The sequence below is a fragment of the Paenibacillus ottowii genome, from assembly GCF_006874425.1.
Lineage (GTDB): Bacteria > Bacillota > Bacilli > Paenibacillales > Paenibacillaceae > Paenibacillus > Paenibacillus ottowii.
Map to the genome: position 1 here is coordinate 269305 of NZ_VIJZ01000004.1, position 23409 is coordinate 292713.

At 44.5% G+C, this 23409-nt stretch carries 16 protein-coding genes; 8 read left to right on the plus strand and 8 right to left on the minus strand.

Features of this window, described 5'->3' with window-relative positions; all coding sequences use genetic code 11:
- The first annotated feature begins 56 nt into the window (after positions 1–56).
- Both FKV70_RS11385 and FKV70_RS11390 read left to right on the plus strand, forming a co-directional pair.
- On the plus strand, positions 57–1334 hold the full coding sequence (locus FKV70_RS11385; protein WP_142612905.1) for an ABC transporter substrate-binding protein: 1278 nt from the start codon (positions 57–59) through the stop codon (positions 1332–1334).
- A 29-nt stretch (positions 1335–1363) separates the two neighbouring features.
- Positions 1364–3067 carry a methyl-accepting chemotaxis protein gene (locus FKV70_RS11390; protein ID WP_063209110.1) on the plus strand — a complete coding sequence of 568 codons (1704 nt, stop codon included), beginning with the start codon at positions 1364–1366 and terminating at the stop codon, positions 3065–3067.
- Between the two features lie 65 nt (positions 3068–3132).
- On the opposite strand, the gene FKV70_RS11395 is transcribed toward FKV70_RS11390, so the two are convergent.
- Positions 3133–4404: an oligosaccharide MFS transporter gene (locus FKV70_RS11395; protein WP_142612906.1), complete on the minus strand. Its 1272-nt coding sequence runs from the start codon at positions 4402–4404 to the stop codon at positions 3133–3135.
- A gap of 484 nt (positions 4405–4888) precedes the next feature.
- Here FKV70_RS11395 and brnQ point away from each other — a divergent pair, with 484 nt between their 5' ends.
- The gene (gene brnQ / locus FKV70_RS11400) at positions 4889–6241 is read left to right on the plus strand and encodes a branched-chain amino acid transport system II carrier protein (RefSeq protein ID WP_142612907.1); all 1353 of its coding nucleotides are present in this window, start codon (positions 4889–4891) and stop codon (positions 6239–6241) included.
- Between the two features lie 90 nt (positions 6242–6331).
- Here brnQ and FKV70_RS11405 read toward each other — a convergent pair whose 3' ends face one another.
- A complete protein-coding gene (locus FKV70_RS11405) occupies positions 6332–7252 on the minus strand; it encodes an AraC family transcriptional regulator (protein ID WP_142612908.1) in 921 nt (306 codons plus the stop codon).
- A 187-nt stretch (positions 7253–7439) separates the two neighbouring features.
- Between FKV70_RS11405 and yicI the strand changes: the two genes are divergently transcribed.
- Positions 7440–9764: an alpha-xylosidase gene (gene yicI / locus FKV70_RS11410; RefSeq protein ID WP_142612909.1), complete on the plus strand. Its 2325-nt coding sequence runs from the start codon at positions 7440–7442 to the stop codon at positions 9762–9764.
- A gap of 143 nt (positions 9765–9907) precedes the next feature.
- Here yicI and FKV70_RS11415 read toward each other — a convergent pair whose 3' ends face one another.
- On the minus strand, positions 9908–10861 hold the full coding sequence (locus FKV70_RS11415) for a serine hydrolase domain-containing protein (RefSeq protein WP_142612910.1): 954 nt from the start codon (positions 10859–10861) through the stop codon (positions 9908–9910).
- A gap of 274 nt (positions 10862–11135) precedes the next feature.
- On the opposite strand from FKV70_RS11415, the gene FKV70_RS11420 reads away from it, so the two are divergent.
- Both FKV70_RS11420 and FKV70_RS11425 read left to right on the plus strand, forming a co-directional pair.
- On the plus strand, positions 11136–12854 hold the full coding sequence (locus tag FKV70_RS11420; protein WP_142612911.1) for a methyl-accepting chemotaxis protein: 1719 nt from the start codon (positions 11136–11138) through the stop codon (positions 12852–12854).
- 90 nt (positions 12855–12944) lie between these two features.
- The gene (locus FKV70_RS11425) at positions 12945–14255 is read left to right on the plus strand and encodes an MFS transporter (protein WP_142612912.1); all 1311 of its coding nucleotides are present in this window, start codon (positions 12945–12947) and stop codon (positions 14253–14255) included.
- A gap of 120 nt (positions 14256–14375) precedes the next feature.
- Here the strand turns inward: FKV70_RS11425 and FKV70_RS11430 are convergent, their stop codons facing one another.
- From FKV70_RS11430 to fsa, 3 genes are all read right to left on the minus strand, one after another.
- A complete protein-coding gene (locus tag FKV70_RS11430; protein WP_142612913.1) occupies positions 14376–15575 on the minus strand; it encodes an MFS transporter in 1200 nt (399 codons plus the stop codon).
- Position 15576: 1 nt separating this feature from the next.
- Positions 15577–16032: a MarR family winged helix-turn-helix transcriptional regulator gene (locus tag FKV70_RS11435; protein WP_063209091.1), complete on the minus strand. Its 456-nt coding sequence runs from the start codon at positions 16030–16032 to the stop codon at positions 15577–15579.
- Positions 16033–16251: 219 nt separating this feature from the next.
- Positions 16252–16899, minus strand: a complete 648-nt coding sequence (gene fsa, locus FKV70_RS11440; RefSeq protein WP_040101606.1) for a fructose-6-phosphate aldolase — start codon at positions 16897–16899, stop codon at positions 16252–16254.
- A 185-nt stretch (positions 16900–17084) separates the two neighbouring features.
- On the opposite strand from fsa, the gene FKV70_RS11445 reads away from it, so the two are divergent.
- Positions 17085–17795, plus strand: coding sequence for a CBS domain-containing protein (locus FKV70_RS11445; protein WP_142612914.1), 711 nt, complete (start codon positions 17085–17087; stop codon positions 17793–17795).
- A gap of 22 nt (positions 17796–17817) precedes the next feature.
- Positions 17818–18438 carry a TraX family protein gene (locus FKV70_RS11450; protein ID WP_142612915.1) on the plus strand — a complete coding sequence of 207 codons (621 nt, stop codon included), beginning with the start codon at positions 17818–17820 and terminating at the stop codon, positions 18436–18438.
- An 83-nt stretch (positions 18439–18521) separates the two neighbouring features.
- On the opposite strand, the gene FKV70_RS11455 is transcribed toward FKV70_RS11450, so the two are convergent.
- Together FKV70_RS11455 and FKV70_RS11460 are read right to left on the minus strand one after the other, a co-directional pair.
- Positions 18522–19520, minus strand: a complete 999-nt coding sequence (locus FKV70_RS11455) for a polysaccharide deacetylase family protein (RefSeq protein WP_142612916.1) — start codon at positions 19518–19520, stop codon at positions 18522–18524.
- Positions 19521–19639: 119 nt separating this feature from the next.
- Complete coding sequence (locus tag FKV70_RS11460) at positions 19640–23335, minus strand: non-ribosomal peptide synthetase family protein (protein ID WP_142612917.1); 3696 nt, start codon at positions 23333–23335, stop codon at positions 19640–19642.
- Between the last annotated feature and the right edge of the window lie 74 nt (positions 23336–23409).

The window sequence follows — 23409 nt, forward strand, 5'->3', positions numbered from 1 at the left end:
ATAACATTGAATATTGTTCATAAAATTTACAAAGTACATCCTTAGGGGGAAAGTTAATGAGAAAACAGCTAAAAGTTGCGATTTCTCTAGTATGTTTAATGATGTTTATAGGTTGTTCGGCTTCACCAGTATCACAGCAGACGACTAAGATTACACTTTTGAATTCCAAATCTGAAATAAAAACCCAACTAGAAGAATTAGCAAAACAATACAATCAAGAGCATCCTGAAGCATCTTTAGAGATTATAACTGCTCCTGAGGGGACATCTGCATATCAAAAGTTGATGTCGATGTACGGTTCAGGAAGCCCAGCTACCATGTCAATGCTTGATCCGGGCGACACGCAGACATTCCTGGATAAAGCTGTTGATTTAAGCAAAGAAAAGTGGGTAGCCGATACGATAGAACATGGACTCGATACTGTCAAGAAAAATGATACTGTGTTGGGGTTCCCATTTGCAGTTGAAGGCTACGGATTAATTTACAATAAGAAAGTGTTGGACAAAGCAGCAGGGGGGACCTTTGATGCTTCCTCGGTCAACAGTAGAAGCAGCCTGAATTCATTAATGGCTAAAATTCAGAAGTCGGGAGTAGCACCGGTCATGCTTTCACCAATGGACTGGTCTCTTGGTTCTCATCTTCTGGCTCTGGCTTATTCTGTTCAACCTGGGGGGGTTCCAGAGTTTGTTAAAGGTATGCAGAACAACTCCATCGATTTGTCCCAAAACAATATAATGTCTGGATGGGTACAAACTTTAGATCTGCTCAAGGATAACAACATCAATAAGCACGCGCCTTTGGACAGTACGTATGAGGATGGATCCAAAGCTTTGGGAGAGGGCAAGGTAGGGCTTTGGTTTATGGGCAACTGGGCTTGGAATGGAATAAAGAGCAATGATACAGCAAATGAGGAATACGGTTTCTTGCCTCTTCCGCTAAATGATAATACAGATGATCCTATCAATTCCAAGATCACAGTCGGTGTGACAAAATATATATTCATCGACTCCACAACTACCACACCTCAGCAGCAAGAGGAAGCAAAGAAGTTTTTAAACTGGCTAGTATACGAAAAGTCCGGACAGGAACTTTTGGTAAACAAGGTCAATGTTATACCGGCGTTCAAGAATATTGACCTGGTGCCTTCCGATCCCTTGAGTAAATCGATCAAGTCATATATGTCGAGCGGAAAGACGCTGCCGTTTATGGCAACCCTTCCACCTGATCATGGAGGCATCACAGGAGCGTCTATCCAAAGCTATATCAGTGGAAAGATAGATAAGGCAGAGTTGTTGCGCCAAATACGCATATACTGGAAAGCTCAGCAGGGATGATACCAGACAGTTACGGGAGGAAGATAAGGGTGTTTAAATTAACGTTAAAGAAAAAGATAATTAGTGCAGCGCTCATACTGGTAATCGTACTGTCCCTTTCAAGTGTTATAGGCGTCATCAAGATGTCGGAAATGGGGGAGGCTTCTGATAAGGTAAATAACAGGTCTTTACCTGCGGTTATCCTTCTTCAAGGTATGGACAAGCAGATTACAGAAATCGATAGACTGACCGTTCGCATGATCATCGAAGAGGATGCAGCCGTTCGCAGTACTTATCAAGAAGAACTAACCAAAGCTACAGCTTCAATGGATAAGAGTGTAAATAAATACCAAAGTTTAGCCTCGACGGCAGCGGAAAAAGAATTGTTCACCGACTTTTATGGTCAGTGGGCAATGTATCTTCGCCATCTAAAGGTGGTTTCTGCGGCCATGGAAGAAAACGACAAGGTGATGGCCTACATGATCATCCATGGAAATTCCTCAGTTTATAAGGCAGCTTTAGATGATGTAAATAAACTGAAGCTACTTAATGAGCAGTATGCTACGGATGCCGCTAATCAATCGAGCCAATCTTACCATTCAGGCAGACTTTTAATGATTTCCTTGACTATCATATGTACGATCCTTGGAATTATCGGTTCTTTTTTACTGGCTCAATCGTTTACTAAGCCCATATTAAAAATAGCGGAACAGATCAAGCTGGTAACGAGAGGGAACCTGCAAGTGGAACCCCTTAAGGTCCGATCAAAAGATGAGGTCGGGGAGCTGGCTTCCGATTTTAATGAAATGTGCGATTCGCTGCGCAACCTTTTAAAGGAAGTTGTGGATAATTCCTTACTGGTTGCCTCTACGGCAGAACAGTTAACGGCCAGCGCGGAACAGACAAGCATTGCTACTGAGCAGATAGCTATAAGTGCCACTCAAGTCGCAGAGGGGTCTCAAACACAGCTTGCAGATATTGCTGAAACGCTGAATTATTCGGTAGGCGTTTCTAAAAGTGTAGAGAACATCACCAATCGCTTTGTGAATGTGGCGAATCTTACAACCCAAGCACAAGAAAAAGCAACCAACGGGAAAACCCAAATGTCTTCCACTGTTTCTCAAATAAGAGATGTGCACACCAAGGTGACTCAATCCGCTGAAGTCGTAAATATTCTAGGCGAAAAATCTGCGGAGATTAGACAGATCACAGCTATGATCAGTGATATAGCAGCCCGCACCAACTTGCTCTCACTCAATGCGAGTATAGAAGCTGCAAGAGCGGGAGAACATGGAAAAGGGTTTGCAGTTGTCGCTTATGAAGTACGCAATTTGTCGGCACAAGCAAGTGAAGCAACGGGTAAGATCTCTTCTCTGGTCAACGAAATCGCATTAAGAACAGATGAAGTTGTAGTTTCAATGAATGAAGGTGTTCAGTCTCTAAATGAAGGCATGATGCTTGTTGAAGGTGTCGGTAACGTCTTTTCTGAAATTGTCGGTGCCGTTGAAGAGGTGAGCGGTGAGGTGGACACTGCGGCCGTAGAAGCAAGATCCGTAAATGAAGGAACCGTTTCTATGGTGGAATCGATGAAGAAGATTGCTGAAATCTCCGAACAGGCCGCAGATGCTACTCAAACTGTCGCAAGTGTAGTCGAGGAAACTACCGCCTCCATGGAGGAAGTGTCAGCAGGTGCTAATATGCTTGCCAAGCGGGCGGAAGAGATGAATCAAACGGTGTCTGTATTCAAAATATAAAATAATTAGCGGTAGCCCTGGACGAGGAAAATAAGTCCTAGACTACCGCTATTGTTGCCATTAGATTATGAGTGAACGGCTTCAGCTTTTTTAGCTGCTCTTTTCAGATCCTGTTTACGGCGTTCTTCTAAATACCGCTCTCCATTCTTCTTGTCAGCTGTCAGTGTGAAGCAGGAGATGATGGTGAATAGACCTGCAATAGAACCCAAAATAACATAAGTCATCGGGAAATTCAGAACTTCATACATATGTCCGACAATAGGTGAGAAAATGGATACTACCAGTGAGCCCATAAACAAATACAAGAGATACATGGTGGACGATAACCGCTGGTCAAAATTAACGATTATGTACTTGAAGATGGCTACCAGAATAAGCGGTTTCTCCAGGGAGTGAATCATTTTCATCGCAGCCACCCATATGGAACCGAATGGCAGTGAAGAACCAATAATACGTAACGACATGATCGTCCCGGCAATAATCAATGCCCACTTGGCAGTCGTTTTGTTTACAAACCATGGGGTAACAAACAGGAACACAAATTCCAGAAATACCTGCACAGCGCTCAAATCACCAAGGAATTGATTGCCCTCTGCTTTGGAACTGAACTGAGATACGAAATAGGTGGCAAATTGCTGGTCATATACCTCATAAATTTGGGTCACGCCAACCATGAATAGCATCAAAAACCAGAACTTAGTGGTGCGTACGAGATGCAGTACATCAATGAGCTTCAACGATTCTGTTTTCTGCTGCTCCTGTCCGGAAATTTCGACTTTGGTTAGAAAAATGCAAATCATGGCAACAATGGCAGATACGGAGGCAATCCAGAAGGTCAGATTTACATTGATATTGATGACCCGTCCGGCAACAAAAGTAGCGGCCGCCCACCCGAGTGAGCCCCACATACGGACCCGTCCGTATTCAAAACCGTATTTGCGCGATACCTTGTCCATATAAGAATCGACAACACCATTACCGGCATTAAACACCAGGCCGATAAATAGTGCACCGACAATGGCACCAATGACGAACTGTGTTTGAAGCAATGGACCGTACACATAGATAAAAAAGGGCCCGACGAGCAAAAGGATTGTAAAGAGTATGTACAGCAAATGTTTTCTCAAGCCCAGCTTGTCAGATAAGTAACCAAACAGGGGCTGCATGATCAAGGCGACGATAGAGTTCGCCGCATATAGAAATCCTGTGTAGGTTTCTGAAATTCCCAGGCTTTGTCCCAGCCAAATGACAAAAAAAGACATGGCGGCAGACCATGTAAACAGATAAGCGAAATTAAAAACACTTAGAGACCAGTAGTTGCGTTTTGCTAAATTCATGTTTAAGCACCCCTTCAAATTGTAGCCGCTCAATGGATTGCATACGTCTTTAAACATTGTCTGTACTATTCATTGTAAGGATGACTCTATTGAATCCATAGGGTATTTTCCCAAGATTTCCTGTGCTTATTGCAATCAATTGCTAGATGGGGTATACAGAGCTTTTATTATCTTGTAAGAATTAAGTCCTACGTGTAAAATTATTCATAGTCCATTGGGCTCATTTAGTAGGAGGAGAAACATGATAAGAAGTAGAGTGGTTCCTTCGCAAGTACAAAGTTACTTGAAATCGTGAACGTATATAGAGTATTGTGTAATGACGAGTTGTCGCAGCCAACTTCTTGAATTACGTTCCTACACCGATCGGGGAGGGGCAGATAGCTAACCCTACCTGGTGCTGCTATGCCCTATTAAGATGTACTACACAAAAAAATGAAAATGAATGATAACAAAATGTTGTGATTTCATGGTTGGAGGATTTATTATGTCAAAAAGTGTTTCTTCGTCCTTTATTATTATTATAGGGTCGATGCTATTTGCCTTATTTTTTGGTGCAGGGAATCTCATCTTTCCACCTATGCTGGGTCAAATGGCTGGCCAGAATGTATGGATAGCCAATGCGGGTTTTTTGGTTACCGGAGTTGGTTTACCGTTACTAGCCGTTACAGCCTTTGTCTTTTCGGGCAAAAGCAACTTGCAAACTTTAGCGAGTCGTGTACATCCCGTATTTGGTATTGTTTTTACAACGGTTCTTTATCTAGCCATTGGTCCTTTGTATGCAATTCCGAGAACCGGTAGCGTGTCTTTTGAAATTGGAGTAAAACCTTTTTTTTCTAACCATACAGATCATCCTGTCGCACTTTTTGTATTTACTATTGTCTTTTTTGGAATTGCATGCTTGTTATCACTTAACCCTACAAAAATTATCGATGTCATCGGGAAATTTTTAACACCTATTAAATTGACATTCATTGGAATACTTGTGGTTGTAGCTCTTATTCACCCCATAGGAGCATTCCAAGCACCTGCCGAAGGTTATACTTCGCACGTCTTTTTCAAAGGCTTTCAAGAAGGGTATTTAACATTGGATGCTCTTGTAGCCTTTATTTTTGGGATTATCATTGTGAATGCCATTAAGGAAAGAGGAGTTACTAGCAAAAAAGAGCTGATGATTATTTGTGCCAAATCGATAACCATTGCAGTTATCCTCTTAGCCTTTATCTATACGTCTCTTGCCTATATGGGAGCTTCCAGCGTTGAAAAACTGGGTGTTTTAGAAAATGGTGCTGAAGTGTTAGCCAAGGTTTCCTCCTATTATTTTGGATCTTACGGTTCAATTCTATTAGGCTTAATGATTACAGTAGCGTGTTTAACGACAAGTGTAGGGCTTATTACGTCCTGTTCCTCCTTTTTTCATACATTTTTCCCTAATGTTTCTTATAAAAAAATTGCACTCCTGCTATCTATATTTAGTATCATTGTAGCCAATATAGGTTTAACACAGCTCATTAAGGTTTCAACGCCAGTGTTAATCGCAATATATCCTATTGCTATTTCTCTAATATTTTTAACATTTTTGCATTCCGTATTTAAAGGAAAGTCAGAAGTATATCAAGGCAGTTTGATTTTAACCTTTATTATTAGTCTATTTGATGGTTTGAATGCTGCGGGAATAAAAATCAAAGTAATTAATGACTTTTTCACTGAGTTTCTTCCATTATATGATGTGGGATTAGGCTGGTTAATTCCCTCTGTTGTAGGTGGAATAGCAGGCTATATACTTTACTATATTAAGCGAAGAAAAATTGTCCTCATACTTATGAAGCCAAAAAAATAAAACAAAAAGAACGGACGGAGAACTTGATTTTCCGTTCGTTCTTTTTTGTAACTTCTTTACTGACTGTTATACTCATCAAAAACTTATATTTCAGACTGTTATATAAGGGACAGAAAGCGCCTGATCTGCTTCATATTGCTTGCGGTATTGTGAAGGCGTCAGGCTGTTCCATTTTTTAAAGGTTGCAATAAAATAGCTTAGATTCTCAAAGCCAACATCCAGCGCAATATCAACTACTTTGCGGTCACTTTGCTCCAGCAGCCTGCAAGCCTTCTGAATCCGCTGATAATTGATATATTCAATGGGACTCTTCTGCACCATCTGCTTGAAAAAACGGCAAAAATGCCCTTCACTCATCCCGATCTCATCTGAGATTTCTCGCAAACGAATGGGTTCATGCGCATGACTGTTGATGTACGCTAGTGCTTTTTTGATCCGTTCGACCTTGTTGCGTTGACTGGCCATAATCACGTCCTCCCCGTTAGCTGGAGTCATGTGCGGAAATAGGCAGGCGATTATGTTATAAAGCTGCGCTTTGGTCGCTAGTTCACGGGCAGGCGCATTCTGTTCATGACTGGTGATAATGCATTTCAACGCCTTCAGTAGCTCCTGCTCCCAAGGGTGCGCACCGCGAATGTGAGGGGGAGGGATGAGCTTTTTATTGATAAATGGTTCAATGAACTGTGTCTGCACTGTATCTTGCGTGCGGCTGTGCAGCATGTCGGGGTGAAATACCACCGCAGAAAATACACAGCGTGGGCTTTTTTGTAAATAACCGGCGTGGAGCTCGCCGCTGTTTACAAAAAGGGCTTCACCTTCGCTAACCTCTGTATAGACCATATCCGTCTGAAATATGGCGCTCCCCTGTTCCACGACAATAAACTCCATTTCTTCATGCCAATGGGACTCCAATATACTATTACCGTTCAACTGTTCTACGCTAGGATATACGCTGACCGGATACATGGGATTGCCGTGAATGCGGTTTTCTCGTAACATTTCCCTTTGCATTTCAATGATCCCTCTCTACAAACTGGTTTATATAGAAAACATCAAAATATTGATACTAAACATCAAAATAACGGAAGTAAACCCTTACATAAATCAATATTATTATAGTAAGGATTTCGAAAAAATCCAATAAGCAATATGAATATGGGATCAAGAAATATAAAAGTCGAGATGGAGGAAGCGACAGATGAAATTTACTGATGGCTATTGGTTGGTTCGCAAAGGCTATGAAATACAAAATCCTGCAGATGTCCGTGATATTGTTACGGACGATGCTTCCATGACGGTATATGCAGCAACCCACCGGATCGAGCACAAAGGGGATACGCTGAACGGAGCGTTACTGAAAGCGACCTACAGCTCTCCCATGCCGAATGTTATTCGGGTGCGTCTGAACCACCACAAAGGACGCGTGCAGCATGGGCCGGATTTTGAAATTCACACCTTGCCGACAGAGGTGGATATTACGGTAGGCGAGGACGTAGCGGTGCTGAAAAGCGGCGATCTAAGTGTGCGAGTAGGTCGTGGAAAGGGCTGGGACGTAGGTTTTTATGTCAAGGATCGTAAAGTTACAGGTAGTGGACATCGGGGACCCGGCTACATTACAGACCCACAGGACCGGCCTTTTTTCCGGGAACAGCTGGAGCTGGGTATCGGGGAGTATGTATACGGTCTCGGAGAGCGTTTCACTCCGTTTGTGAAAAATGGTCAGGTCGTTGATATCTGGAATGAAGATGGCGGGACTAGCAGCGAACAGGCATACAAAAACATTCCATTTTATTTATCCAATAAAGGGTACGGTGTATTCGTCAATCATCCGGAAAAGGTGTCCTATGAGATTGCCTCGGAAAATGTTTCAAAGGTACAGTTTAGCGTTGCTGGCGAATCGTTGGAGTATTTTATTATCGGGGGGGCCAATCCTAAGGAGGTATTGGACAATTATACCAAGCTGACAGGCAAGCCTGCATTGCCACCGGCCTGGACCTTTGGTTTGTGGCTGACTACTTCGTTCACGACCGATTATGATGAAGCGACAGTAAATCATTTTGTGGACGGGATGGCTGAGCGAGATCTGCCACTCTCGGTATTCCATTTTGACTGCTTCTGGATGAAGGAATACCAATGGTGCGATTTCCAGTGGGATCAAGAAATGTTCCCAGACCCGGAAGGGATGTTGCAAAGATTGAAAGCTAAAGGGCTCAAAATTTGTGCCTGGATTAATCCGTATATTGCAGAAAAGTCCATATTGTTCGATGAAGGCATGGAGAATGGCTACCTGGTCAAAACAGCCGATGGCAGTGTGTGGCAATGGGACATGTGGCAGGCGGGAATGGGGCTGGTTGACTTCACGAACCCGGCTGCTGTCAAGTGGTACCAGGATAAGCTGAAGGTGCTGATCGATCAAGGCGTGGACTGTTTTAAAACTGACTTCGGTGAACGTATTCCAACAGATGTAGTTTATTATGATGGCTCTGATCCCATGAAAATGCATAATTACTATACGCATCTGTACAACAAAGCTGTGTTTGATGTGCTGGAGGAAAAGCTGGGCAAAAATGAAGCCGCATTATTTGCACGTTCTGCCACAGCCGGGGGACAACAGTTCCCGGTTCACTGGGGCGGAGACTGCTCGTCCACGTATGAGTCGATGGCAGAATCATTGCGAGGCGGGTTATCGCTTGGCTTGAGCGGTTTTGGCTTTTGGAGCCATGATATTAGCGGCTTTGAACTAACGGCTGCGCCGGACTTGTACAAACGGTGGGTACAGTTTGGACTGCTATCCTCCCATAGCCGGCTACACGGAAATGTATCGTACCGTGTTCCGTGGCTGTTTGACGAGGAGTCAGTCGATGTAGTGCGCAGCTTTACCAAACTCAAGTGCTCGCTGATGCCACACCTGTATGCTTCCGCTGTGGAATCCTCAGTGAAGGGACTGCCAATGATGCGGGCTATGGTACTGGAATTTCCGCAGGAACCTACCTGCGCCACGCTGGATTTACAATATATGCTGGGGGATTCCATTTTGGTAGCCCCGATCTTTAATAAAGAAGGCAATGTACAGTATTATGTGCCAGAGGGTCAGTGGACGAATTTGTTAACGAATGAAACTGTTGCTGGCGGCCGTTGGGTCAACGAGCATCACGATTTTACAACCTTGCCTGTGCTCGTAAAGCCAAACACATTACTGGCAATCGGTCATGAGGATCGTCGTCCGGATTATGATTATGCTGATCAAGTGGCACTTCATTTGTTTGAGCTAGGTGAGGTACAGCAGGCTCGCACGGTCATCGTGAATACGTCAGGCGAAGAAGAGCTAGCAGTTACTGCCAGCCGGAAGGATTCTGTCATAACGGTGAAAGCAGAAGGGGCTACCAAACCGTGGTCGTTAGTATTGCGTGGTATCCACGAGGTTGTTCAGGTGGAGGAAGGCAGCATTTTGGCCGGAGAACAGGGTGTAGTCATTACACCAGCCTCCAGCGGACAGCAAGTGCTCACTATTCATTTGAGCTAGGCTAGACGTTCATCTGTGAATGGATAGATTATAGTGTGGTGATTATATTGCGAAAAAAAGGGCTTGTCTGATACACATCAGGCTAGTCCTTTTTGATGTTGCCTCTGTATAGAATGTCCTCAATTTTAGCTTGATGTCATACCCTATGCATTCTCTTGAAGTAGTAGTGGTACAAGGTACTGCCGGAAAATATCCACAGGAGTTCGTTTCTTTTTAAATTTATCAGCTGTGAGGACAACGACCATGTCATAAGCCGGAACGACAATAATATATTGCCCACCAAAGCCGAGTGCATAAAAATAGTCTATTTTCGTTCCTGCTTTTCTCTCATCAGAAAAGGAAGAAGTCCACCAATGACAGCCGTAGTAAGCTTTTTGTGGTTTGGAGGCCGGAAGGAATGGACGGGTCGAATATCGGACTGTCTCTATCTGGATGATCTGCCGTCCTTCCCAGCTTCCTTGGTTCAGATAAAGTCGTCCGAATTTGAGCATATCCAGCGGTCTGAGATGCAGTCCAAATCCTCCGGTATGTGTACCTTGTGGATCGGTTTCCCAATGATATTTATAGATCCCGAGTGGTTGGAATAAGTGCTTCTCGGCAAATTCAGCAACTGCTTGTCCAGAGGCAGAGCGCAGCAAGGTGGCCAAAAGTTGAGAACAGCCAGAGCTATACTCCATTCGCGTACCTGGTATATCCGATAAGGGCTGTGAAAGCACAAATTGTACCCAATCGGACGTTTTGCTCATGGTAGGAAATGAATTTTGTCCCCCGAATTCTGTCCAGTTAAAGCCAGCAGACATCGTCAACAGGTGTTCAATCGTAATATCACGCTTTCGAGCGTCATTGTCTTTACCCAATTGGGGGAAAAATTCAAAGATCGGTGTCTCGGGTTGGGGTACCAGTTGTTGATCCATAGCAATACTGATTAATGCGGAAATCACGCTTTTAGTACAGGAATTTATTTTATAGAGTTCATTGGCGATCTGAGGCTCACGGTAGTAATCCATGATCCTATGCCCTTGCTGCTCAATAAGGCAGCTACGGGTTTCCAACTCGTTAAGCACGCGAATAAGTGGTTTGAGCTCCAGACTTTTCATGCAGATCCTCCTTGAGGCTTATAGCATACCATTACTTAGTATATCATTTTTAACCATCCGAATCTGACATGTACAAACGGAACTTAGTTCTTATTATTTCCCTAATTTGAATTTTTTTTGTTTTGATATTAAACAACATATATATGTTCACGAAATAGACATAAATATATTTAAAAATCTATACACTTTTTTCAGTTTCATTTAACAAAACAGAAAAATAAAACGATATATAGTAAGTTGGACATTTTATTCGAGACAACTGGGGGACCAATTCATGAACTTAACAATTAAGGCCAAAATGATTCTCAGCGCGATACTGATCCCAAGTGTGATTGCCGCTATGCTGCTGACCAATTACATTTTAAGTGTACATAGTGAGAACGAGTACAAAGATATTATGAATCGTGAAGAGACGATTGCGTATAACTCCAAGACACTTCAATTTTTGTTAAATGGGATATCCAATGATGAGCGGGCATATTTGCTGACTCGTGACGAACAGTATGGGAACGAGATCGGGAACAAGCAAAGTGAGGTTGCAAAGCTGTTACAGGAGACAGAAGCTCTGCTCAATACGGGTAATGAGGATACGAAAAAGAAGATGACTGAGCTCAAAACAGGTATTAGTACCTATATGAATCAAGTTCATAGTCTACTAACTACAGCAGGGTATAAGAGCACGAGAGATGATGGCTTCCCGCCATTTTCTGAATTGCTCGATGATTTTGAAAACGAAAGGGTTTTGCGTAAGCAACTGGATACCAAGGTCCTCGCATTTGTCAAAGCTCAAGAAGATATGGTAACGGTAAAAGTACAGCAGGCGCACCAAACGATGACGAATACGACCTTGATTACGAGCATAGTAGGGCTATTAGTTATAATGTACAGTATTGCTCAATCTGTCGTTTTAATTCGTTCCATTCGTCCATTACACCATATGAATGAGCAGTTGTTGCAAATGTCTCAAGGTGGAGGAGATTTGCGTAGTAGACTGGATATTACGTCCAAGGACGAAATTGGTATGATTGCGAGCTCCTACAACAAGCTTATTGAAGGATTCCGCCGTATCATTGTCGATGCTCAGGATACGGCTCGTACATTAACTATAACCGCAGAGCGTGTTAACGTCAGTACTGAGGAAATGAATCAGGCCAATCGTCATACTTCCGGTGTCATGGAAGAGCTTGCGACGGGTATGGAGCATCAGGTCGATGATATTACACAAACTACAGCTACCATAAAAGAACTTGCCAACGAGCTTGAACGGATTGCTGCCACAAGTGAGCAGGTATATGAATTGTCTGATACAGCCGCTAAAGATGCAGCAGCAGGGGAACAATCTATAGGTCAGGCTATGCGTCAGATGGAGAAGGTAAGCGAAAGTGTAGACAGCTCTGCACGTGCTGTGCGTTCACTTAGTGAACAGGCAGAGCAGATTGGCATGATCGGATCTGTGATTACCGGAATTGCCAAACAGACTGGAATGCTGGCGCTTAACGCATCCATTGAAGCAGCCAGAGCGGGGGAACAGGGCAAAGGATTTGCGGTTGTGGCCTCTGAGGTAAGAAGATTGGCCGAGCAAGTATCGGTTTCAGCCGCAGAAATCACACAGTTTGTGCAAAATATTCAAGAGCATGTTGGAAATGTTGCTTCCACCATGCAGTCTGGGACCACTGAAGTGCAATCTGGCGTAAAGGTCATGCAATCCGCTGAAACTGCATTTCGTCAGATTGGAAGTTCCATTCAACAAGTCAGCGAGCAGATTCACAATGTAAACCAGTCTGTAGAACAAATGTCCGGTGGATCTGAGCGGATGGTCAAGGCGGCGGAACGCATACGTGAAGTAGCGGAGCAGACGGCCGGAGGAACCCAAAGTGTCAGTGCGGCGGCTGAAGAGCAATTGGCTTCTATGGAGGAAATTGCATCGTCCATTCATACTGTGGCGGATATGTCGCAAATGCTGAATGCAAGGGTCGGTGGATTTAAAGTATAGCCGTATAAATTCCCACCATTGTAAACACAATAACATCTGTTGAACCAATCTGAACAGCTGTGTTATTACTTTTGCAAAGGTGGTAACGGGATGCAACAAAATAAAGGGAATCTGGTTGCATTAGGTTCCATCCCACTGATGATGACGCTGGGTAATTCCATGCTGATTCCTGTTTTACCGGAAATCGGACGTAAGCTACATGTAAGCTCCTTTCAGATTAGCATGTTGATTACAGTCTATGCGGTGGTGGCCATTTTACTGATACCGATTGCGGGCTATCTTTCCGACCGATTTGGCCGTAAAGCGGTGATTGTTCCCTGTCTAATTCTGACTGTGATTGGAGGGGGAATTTCTGCGGTGGGAGCATGGCTGCTTCATGACCTGGCAGCATATTGGACCATTATTGCAGGTCGTCTACTCCAGGGCGCGGGAGCGGCGGGAGCCTTTCCTATCGTCATTCCGCTTGTGGGTGATCTGTATGAGAACGAGGATGAAGCCAGCAAGAACCTGGGAGTAGTCGAAACCTATAATACATTTGGTAAAGTATTAAGTCCGATTCTCGGTGCTGCGTTGGGAGCAGTATTATGGTTTTTGCCGTTGGCAGTGATTCCGGGTCTCTGTTTGATTTCACTTATTTTAGTCATTTGGCTCATCCATGTGCCCAAGCGTAAAAACCAACCGATTATGTTCCGAGAATTTGTGGGAAATGTGAAGCAAGTGCTTGCCGAAAAAGGACGCTGGCTCTATGCTATTTTTGCTATGGGCGGTATTTGTATGTTTGTCATTTTTGGCGTCTTGTTCTACTTATCTGACATACTGGAAAGTCGATACCACCTTCATGGTGTCTGGAAAGGCTTTGTGCTTGCCATACCGCTTATTTCCCTCTGTCTGTGTTCTTATTTAGGTGGCAAGGTTATTGGTAAGCACAAAAAGCGCATGAAATGGATCGGTTTTGCCGGTTTGGTCATTTTGACGATCAGCTTTGCCATTCTCGGATTTTTTCAACATATTTATGCAGTGGTTGGTCTGTTTACGTTAGGAGGCGGCGGTATTGGGCTCGCACTCCCTTGTTTGGATGCCCTGATTACCAAGGGGATTGAAAAAGAGGAGCGCGGAACCATCACATCCTTGTATAGCAGCATGCGCTTTGTCGGAGTATCTTTAGGTCCTCCAGTGGTATCCTTGCTGATTGGCCGCAGTGGGCATAGTCTGCTTTTTGGTGCCATGGCCGCAGTGGGGGGAATTGCGGCTTTGCTGATGCTGCTTGCGGTTAAGCCTAAGCAGGATGAACCAGCAGGGGACAAATCCAGTGATCGTAGCAACAAGAGGGAGAAAATGACATACATGTCGCGAGAAAAGCCTCCAGCTTCTAAGCTTAGACACAAAACTCCTGCGAAATAAATAAACTTGCAATTGAAAATGCTCTAAAATCAAAAGCACCCATTGTCCATGAAACCATGGTAATGGGTGCTTTTAATATTTATGCAAGTGTAGATGCATGCTCATTTCAAGGGAAGAATCTTATCCCTCCAGCGGGATCTGTGTTTTTGGCTTGCGTTTTGCAATGATCTGAATGACATAAATCAGCAAGAACAGCACAATAAACAGCGACGAAAGACGGTACATCCACGCATAATCACTGGCTTTGGCGATAATGCCAAGGATAAGTGCTCCGGCTGCGACCCCAAAATCAAGGGAATTGAGAAACATGCCGTTTGCCATGCCCCTCTGTTTAGGTGACACGACCTGAATCATCCAGGTTTGCAACGTTGGCTGCATAACACCAAATCCGATACCGTAGCAAAGAGCAGACAGATACATAAAGACGTCGCTGTGTGCGTAGGAAAGCAGGATCAGACCGCCAATGAGAAACAGGGAACCGGGGATAAGCAGTGCCTTTGCCCCTTTTTTATCATATATACGGCCTGAGAAGGGACGCACGATCAGTACAGATACCGCATTAAACAGGAAAAAGTAAGCCGGATGGGCAAGATTAGCCTCATCCCCGTAAAGTGCCATAAAACCAAGCAACCCGCCATATGTGATAGACATCAACATGTTCAGCAAGGCGGGAATCCACAATTTACGGTTAAATGCCGGTTTGCGCCCTTCTTCCAAAGGAACCATAGGTGGCTCGATGTGCCCCTTAGGCAGTGTACGAATGAGCCAATAAGCTAGAGGGAAAATTACAACGATGACAGCGGATGTCGAATAAGCAAGCAGGTTAAAACTGCCATATTGCAGCATCGAAATACCAATGGTCGGCCCAATAGACATTGCTAAACTAGTGGACAAACTAAAAAATCCCATTCCTTCACCGAGACGTTTGGGTGGGATGACGTCAGTGACCATCGTTGGAAAGGCGGTGCTGCTCATGCCAAAGCCAATCCCGAACAGCATACGCATGAGCAGGAGTACCGCAATTGTCGGTGAAACACTGTATCCCAACGTTCCTGCTAATGCAAACAGCAGTCCAACGAAGATCAAGGCGCTACGATGTCCTTTTTCCAGCATACGGGCAGAAAAAAGCCTTGCCACAATTGCGCTTAGCGCGAACAAAGTCGTCACGAGACTGACCTGGACGGAGGTGGCATGAAATGCATTTTTCACATAGGAAGGAATGGAAGATACAATCATCTGTAGTTCCAGAAACAAAAATAAATTGGAAACCGTAAGAACGATAAATTCCTTGGTCCAAAGAGGTTGCTTGCCTTGTTGCATATTAATCGTTCTCTCCTTGTTGTTCTGATTCAGTCATGTTGGTATGAATTTGTAAAAGAATATGGCGGAATTGCTTCAGATCGGCAGAGGAAATTCCTTTTACAAAATCGTGGTTGGCATCCCGTTCGATGGGAAGAGTCTCCTCCACAAGCTGTCGGCCTGCTTCAGTCAAATGCAGCAAATAGGCCCGGCGATCCTGTGGACTATTCACACGCCGTACCCAGCCCTTCTTGTCCAACAAATCAATAATACGAGTCGTGGTGGGCTGATCCTTTACAGCTTTAGCTGCAATTTCTTTCTGATTTAGGCCTTCGGCCTGATAGATTTGGTACAGAACCGACCATTGCTCTGGGGAAATATCATAAGGTTTAAGACGATGCAAGAGCTGTTGACTCATTTTACGATGAGTAATCCCGAGCAACATCCCAATAGAACAATCGGGAGGCAAATTGTTCATAAGGCACTCCTTTCTATTTTCCGTACATAGTTACTTTGAATTTAATTAGTTGTTATAACAATTATATGAACAACAAGTTGTTTTGTCAAAAGAAGTTGTTCAGTATGCTGTAAACAGACATTTCTTATTCCATTTCACGCGCATACGCAGAAAATAAAAAAACAGCCCGAAAACGGGCTGTTGGAGTTTAGTACAATATAGTTTGCCATGACTGGCGAATTAAGCTTTAGGTACAGTTTCCCAATCTTTAAGGAAGCGTTCGATACCGCTATCTGTCAGCGGATGTTTCCACAGGGAAGGAAGCAAGGAACCTGGAATGGTGGCGATATGTGCACCAGACAGGGCAGCGTCTTCTACATGCTTAATGTTGCGGATGGAAGCAGCGATGATTTCGGATTTCAGACCATGAATGTCCAAAATTTGTCTCAGATCGCGGATCAGCTTCATACCGTCAACAGCGATATCATCCAGACGTCCTACGAACGGGCTGATAAAAGTAGCGCCAGCTTTGGCTGCCATCAAACCTTGAGCTGCGGAGAAAATCAGTGTTACATTCGTTTTGATTCCGTTCTTGGTCAGCTCGTTACAAGCGTACAAACCGTCCTCAGTCATAGGAAGCTTGATCACCACGTTAGGTGCCCATTTTGCGATGTCATAAGCTTCTGTAAGCATATCCTCAGCCTTGAGGCCGATTACTTCAGCACTTACGGGACCTTCAACGATACTGCAAATCTCCTGAATGACTTCCTTGAACACTCGACCTTCCTTAGCGATCAGGGAAGGGTTGGTTGTTACACCATCAACCAGACCCAAACGTTCAATACGTTTGATTTCTTCAATGTTACCAGTATCCAAGAAAAATTTCATTTGATTTTCCTCCTCAGGTTTATATAGTACATAATACATATCATATGGTGTACATTATGTTCATTTAAATGTAGCATATTGCACACGTTAAACTTATAATTAGTATGTATTACATCCTTAATTGTGACACATTTTAAATTTGAAAACAAGCGGTCTTTAATTAAAATTTGATGAATTGTCGAAGCATGCTGAAATTTACTGATCTCTGCTCCTTTATAATTTATACTACCCCATTCCATAAGGAGGTAATCATTATTCAACTGTCAGATAGACAGCGGGAAATTGTTGATATTGTTCAGCGTCTGGCACCTGTTACAGGAGATAAAATTGCTGAAGAGCTGGGACTATCGCGGCCGACTTTGCGTTCTGACCTTGCGTTGCTGGTTATGCTCGGGCTAGTAGATGCCAAACCAAAGGTGGGCTACTTGCCAGGACGTGATCCAAAATATGATAGCCATATCGGCAGTATGCTCAAAAAGCTGACGGTGGCAGATATACTTAGTGAGCCGATTTTGATTTCAAGTGGTGCTACGGCCTATGATGCAGTATTAATGCTGTTTCAGCAAAATACAGGCACGCTGATGGTCACAGGGGAGGATCAGGAGCTCATCGGTATTGTTACCCGCAAGGATTTGCTGAAGGTCATGCTAGGTCATACTGATCTTCACACTGTCCCAGTGACCATGGCCATGACTCGCCGGGCCCAAATGACCACACTAGTCCCAGGAGATTCTTTGCTGGAAGCAATATCAAGACTGGTTCGACATCAGGTAAATTGTCTTCCTGTATTGGACGAGCAATGGACTTCCACGGTTCCAATTCAAGGGTTAGTAGGGCGGGTTACGAAAACGGATATTATGAACGCCATTCTGAGTTTGACAGAAGAAAAGACGTAAAACTTGAATAAGGGGGCCTTATATGTACTGGTTGGCCATGCTGACGATGCTGATTGACCATGTCGGACTGGTTTTTTTTCCGACAGATCCGGCTTGGAGAATTGCCGGCAGGCTTGCTTTTCCAATCTACGCTTACGCACTCTATATGGGATATACCCGTACCCGAAATATGCGGAGCTACATGCTTCGCCTGCTCGGACTGGCCTTGATCTCTCAGGTGCCCTACATGCTGGCCTTTGATGTGCACAGACCCAATGTGATCTGGACGCTACTGACGTCGTTGCTCGCGCTGGCTGCTGCATCTCGCATGAAACATTGGGCGGCTATAACGGGTCTGTACGTCCTCATAGCTCTGTTCATGGAGCTCAGCCAGATGGATTACGGAGCCTATGGTCTGCTGCTTGTTCTCATTTATCGATACACCCGTTCCTATATGATAATTGCTGCTCATTTTGTTTTGAATGTTGTGTACGATATGGTACACCATGCGAATATTCAGCACTTTAGTCTGCTGTCCAGTATTCTGATCGTATGTTTTGCTACTGAGGAAAGTGGATTTTATAACCGGGTACCGCGTTGGTTGTGGCGCAGCTTTTATCCGGTACATCTGGCCGTTATTGCGCTAATTCGTATCTGGCCCTAAACTCGAATCCATACAACAAAAGAACCTTTCCAATCCCAAAATGATTGTAAAGGTTCTTTTTGTCCTTAAATTAACTATTGTGTTCACGATGCCTCATTGGGACCTTGAGCAAAAGGAAGTGGGCGAAGGGGAGCCCCTTCTTTCATATATTGCACCAATACTTCTGGAATATTGTGTATTCCACCTGCATTGACGCGATAGCCGTTCGTTTGCCCTGGTGAGTTAATTCCTCGTTTCACCGTGAACGTAACGTCAATTCCCAAGGAACGGCAAATTTCCAACGTCTCCTTGGTATAGCCCCCATAAGGAAAGGCCAGTACATTTTGATCATTGTGCAGATGTTTGAATAGCTTTTTGTTAGCCATGTCCAAATCGCTATAAATCCGCTGTTTGAACTCATCCTCAGTTTCCATTCGCCCCAGCTTTTTCGAATACACCGGACCCATCAGAAGCGGTTTTTGTTTGGTGCGCGTGGTGTTGGAGTATCCGTACGAATGCTCATCATTGGTATGACTGTAAAAATCAATGCCCTCTGCATGCATCTGATGAATTTGATCCCATGTCAGCTTGGGTATACCAATATGTTTAGGATTGCTGATTGTGGATGTAATGAGAAAATTGGTAGCCGGAACATGATACTTCTTCAACACGGGAAAAGTGTCCGTATAAAAAGATTCATAGCCATCGTCAAATGTCATAAGAACGGCATTATCGGGAACCTTGGCTTTATGTAAAATAAAGTCCGTATACTCCTTCATTGTGATCCAATGGAAGCCATTTGCTCTCATTTCGTCCAACTGTCTCGTTAAATTACTAAGCTTGAGGGCACCAGGATCAGGTGGAATCTTGGTCACTTCATGATACATCAGGACAATTACTTTGTTTTGGTAATATACCTTATCTGGTGTAGGCGTCAGTGAGAATAAGTGACGTACCAGTCGATCTGCATTCGCAGTGCGTGTACGATGAGTTCCTTTGACTATAGGTGTGTGATATATGGTACGTGCTTCATACACCAAAATCCCTAAGATAGCTAGCAAGCTCATGATTAACAGTGTTCTTTTAAAAAAAGTGTGTTTCATTGAATGACATCCCCCGCATGCAAAAAAATTCTGAAAGTATAGAGGTTTATACTAAATATGAAACTAGCAAAATCTAGTTTATCATACCGAAAACATGCGGGGGAAATATCACAACTTTGTTACCTCTGTGTTGCTTTTGCAGATACCGAAGATGAGGCCGGGAAGTAACCGATCTCGACGGCATGCTGGATCATATTGCGAATAAACTCCAGGTTGGTTACCGGACACTGAACGCCAGCTTGTTCCAGCAGAGCTTTGGTTACAGAGCAGCCGTAACGGTAAGCCGAATCCTTGGCACCATCACCTTCGAGTTGTCCCATCGCAAGGTGGAGTGCATCTTCCTGAATGCCGGAAGACGGATTCAGCAGCCAAGCGCTGTAATCGTCAAAAGGCAGGGTTTCTACTGCGTAACCGAGCTGGTTTACCATAGCGATCAGTTCATCATATGGCAGTGGGTTCGGATTACAGATGTGGAAAATGCGGTTCGCACTTTTTTGCTTGACGGACAGTTCTACGATAGCACGGCTAGCGTAATCAATCGGTGTGAAGTCCGTATGCCAATCGGCTTGTGGAGCTTTGCCCAGCAGCAGCATTGCCTTCATCATACGATAATAAGCATTGCTGTCGATATTACGCTGGAAGCGTCCGTTGGCCGAATGGGCTGTCAAATTGCCCGCACGGTAGATCGAGACAGGCGTACCTGCTTGAGCTGCCTGGAACAATAGCTTCTCCGCTGCGAGTTTACTGTTCGTGTACAGATTGTCCACGTTCAGTTCATCTGGGAAGGCAGAGAGTTCCAATGTCGATTCCCATTTTCCTTCGTTTGCAAGATCCTCCGGTATTCCCATAGTGGAAACATGGTGGAAGGAGACTCCTGGCTTGGCTTGAGCGATTTTTAGCAGTTCCAATGTTCCGGTCACATTCGTGCGATCGAAGGTTGCCGAATCACCAAAATGGCGAACGTCAGCAGCGCTGTGAATGATACCATCGATATGTTGCTCCAGCATATGGCGATCGACAGAGGAGAGACCCAGATCTGCTTGTTCCAGATCTCCATAGACAGCCTTCACACGTCCTTCCATCAAGCTGGAGATATTTTGACCAAAATATCCTGTCAATACGGATTGAATACGCTCTAAGCCAGACGGACCGCTCTGAGAAGGACGGACCATGGCGTATACTTTGGCTTTTGTCCGGTGGAGCAGGTCATACAGAATGTGTGAACCCAGATATCCTGTGGCTCCGGTCAACAAAATTACGCGCAAGTCGCGGATTTCAGCTAAATCTGAAGCACCAGGCAGCTCAATAGGATGTTCATTCAAATCCGTTTTTTCCTTAGAAAACGCGAGTGACTTGCGCTGCGGTGCTTGTTCTGTTCCTAATTGCTCTACATATTCAGCAAGCTCACGAACGGTCTTGTAACGGAAGAAGTCTCCAATACGCAGCGCGCCATAACGCGGCTTCAGAATAGCTAGTACATGAATGACACGAAGCGAATCGCCTCCGATCAGGAAGAAATCATCGGTGGCGCCAATGTTATGTTTACCAAGCACTTGTGTCCATGCTTCGGCAATGAGTGTTTCAGTTCCTTCGCGGAGAGGTTCCCCGCCGGACGTAAGATCAGACACTTCAGGAAGTGGCCGCAGGGCCAACTTTTTACGATCAATCTTGCCTGTTGGTGAAATAGGCATGGCTTCCAGATGGATGACATGGGTCGGTACAAAGTAGGAAGGCAGCTTGCCTCCAATATAAGACTGAATAACGTCCTGTGGAATGGACTGTCCATCCGAAGTGGTGAAATAGCCAACTAGCATGTTCTGATCTGTGTGATCTTTAACGGCGACAACTGCTACGTCTTGAACACCTGGATGTTTGGAGAAATGATCTTCAATTTCCCCTATTTCAATCCGGTTCCCCCGAATTTTGAGCTGCGAATCCTTCCGGCTTACGTATTCAATCGTACCGTCTGGCAGCAGCTTGGCAATATCACCTGAACGGTACATTTTCTCACCTGGGACAAAAGGATTGTCCACGAATGATTGGGCTGTACGCTCCGGCTGATGGAGATAGCCATGGGCTAACGCAGGCGTGGCAATGCATACCTCGCCCGGAATATTGACAGGGCAGAGCTTATTATCGTCGTTAACGATATACACTTTATAATTGTAAATCGGCTTGCCGATCGGGATATTAACGACATGTTCAGGTACGGCACCACGGACTCGATGGGTCGTTGTAGCTACGGTGCATTCAGTTGGTCCGTATACGTTTACGATGTCTGTATCTGTACCAAATTTGCTTTGGAACGCTCGAACTTGTGAGCCATACAGCGCTTCGCCTGCCACAGTCACAATTCGAACATTTGCGAGTTTGCGATAACCTTCGTCTGACAAGTACGTAGATAGCTGATTAAAAAATACGGTTGGCAAAATAGTGATAATCGTCGTGCCTGTACGTTCGATGGCTTCGGCGAATTCTTCGACAGATACGCGCTCTTCGGAAGACAGCAGGTACAATTTTGCGCCATAAAACAAGGCTCCAATCGTATCCCACACCGAGGCATCGAAGCTATAGGTGGCGAATTGGGTCAATACATCCTGAGGTGTAATGTCACAATCGCGTTGCACGACAGCTCCTAAGTTAACAACACCGCGGTGAGCGATCAGGGCACCTTTTGGTTTGCCTGTAGAACCGGACGTATAGATAACATAAGCTAGATCATCCGGACTTACATCAACGTTTGGATTGCTGGCTGCATAACCCGCCAGTGGCCCATCAATAGCTAATATTTCTTTTACGGTTTCAATGGAACCGCATAGTTCAGCCGCTTGTTGGGTGAGTGCGGAAGTTGTTAAGACAAAAGGAGAACGCGTGTCCTCGACAATGTAGCTGCTCCGATCAGCGGGGTGAGCGGGATCAACAGGAACGTACACGCCTCCGGCTTTCAGGATGCCGAGCAGCGAAATAACGGTCTCCAAGCTTCGTTCCATAAAGATGGTCACGAATTCACCTTTGGCAAGACCTTTGGATAACAAAACACGTGCGACTTGGTTAGCGCGCTCGTTCAGTTCACGGTACGTGTATTCCCCAGTATGGGATGCAATAGCTGGACGATCAGGATATTGGGAAGCCGCTTCTTCAAACATTCCGTGAATCGTCTGATGCTCAGGATATTTTACCACTGTATTATTTAAAGCTTCGTGAGCAGCACGATCCGCGTCCGATAATATGTCAATGGAATTCACAAGTGCATGGCTGTTGTTTAGCGCACCACGCAGAAGGGTTACAAAGTATTCTGTGTATCGAACAACCGTTGTTTCCAGCAAGAGTGATTGATCATACCGAATCTGGATTTGATAAGTGCCATTGTTCTCATTGACAGCCCAGTCCATAATACGGGATTCTACACCATTGTTTGAAGGTAGTGTTGATGAAAATGAAGTATCAGCTTGTGGTTCTGCCAGGAACGCATTAGACTCACGCAGCATCCCCTGAAATAAGCTTGCCAGATCATGAAAAGTGGTTTCTTTTTCAACTGTCAGCGATGCTGTAAGCAGACCTGATCGAGGCACAAAAGTAGAGAAAGAAACTTCTTCCTCCGCAGATAGACGATATAACCATGCAGTATATGCTGATAAGAGCACCGCTTGTCTGTTCTCCGCAGATGCTTGCTGATTCAATTGTTCCGAGATGGACGCTTCTAAATCTACCTGATAAGTAGAGAATGTATGCTTGCGCTGTATGCGTGCAAAATCCAAGGGAACTAGGAATGGGGATGGAGCTGTCTGTGTGCTGTTTTGTAGTAATGATGCCATTACGCTAACCTCCTGAATGTCTGGGTATCTAAATTACATGGGAATTTAGTAAATGCCTCCGTTCCCTTCAAATG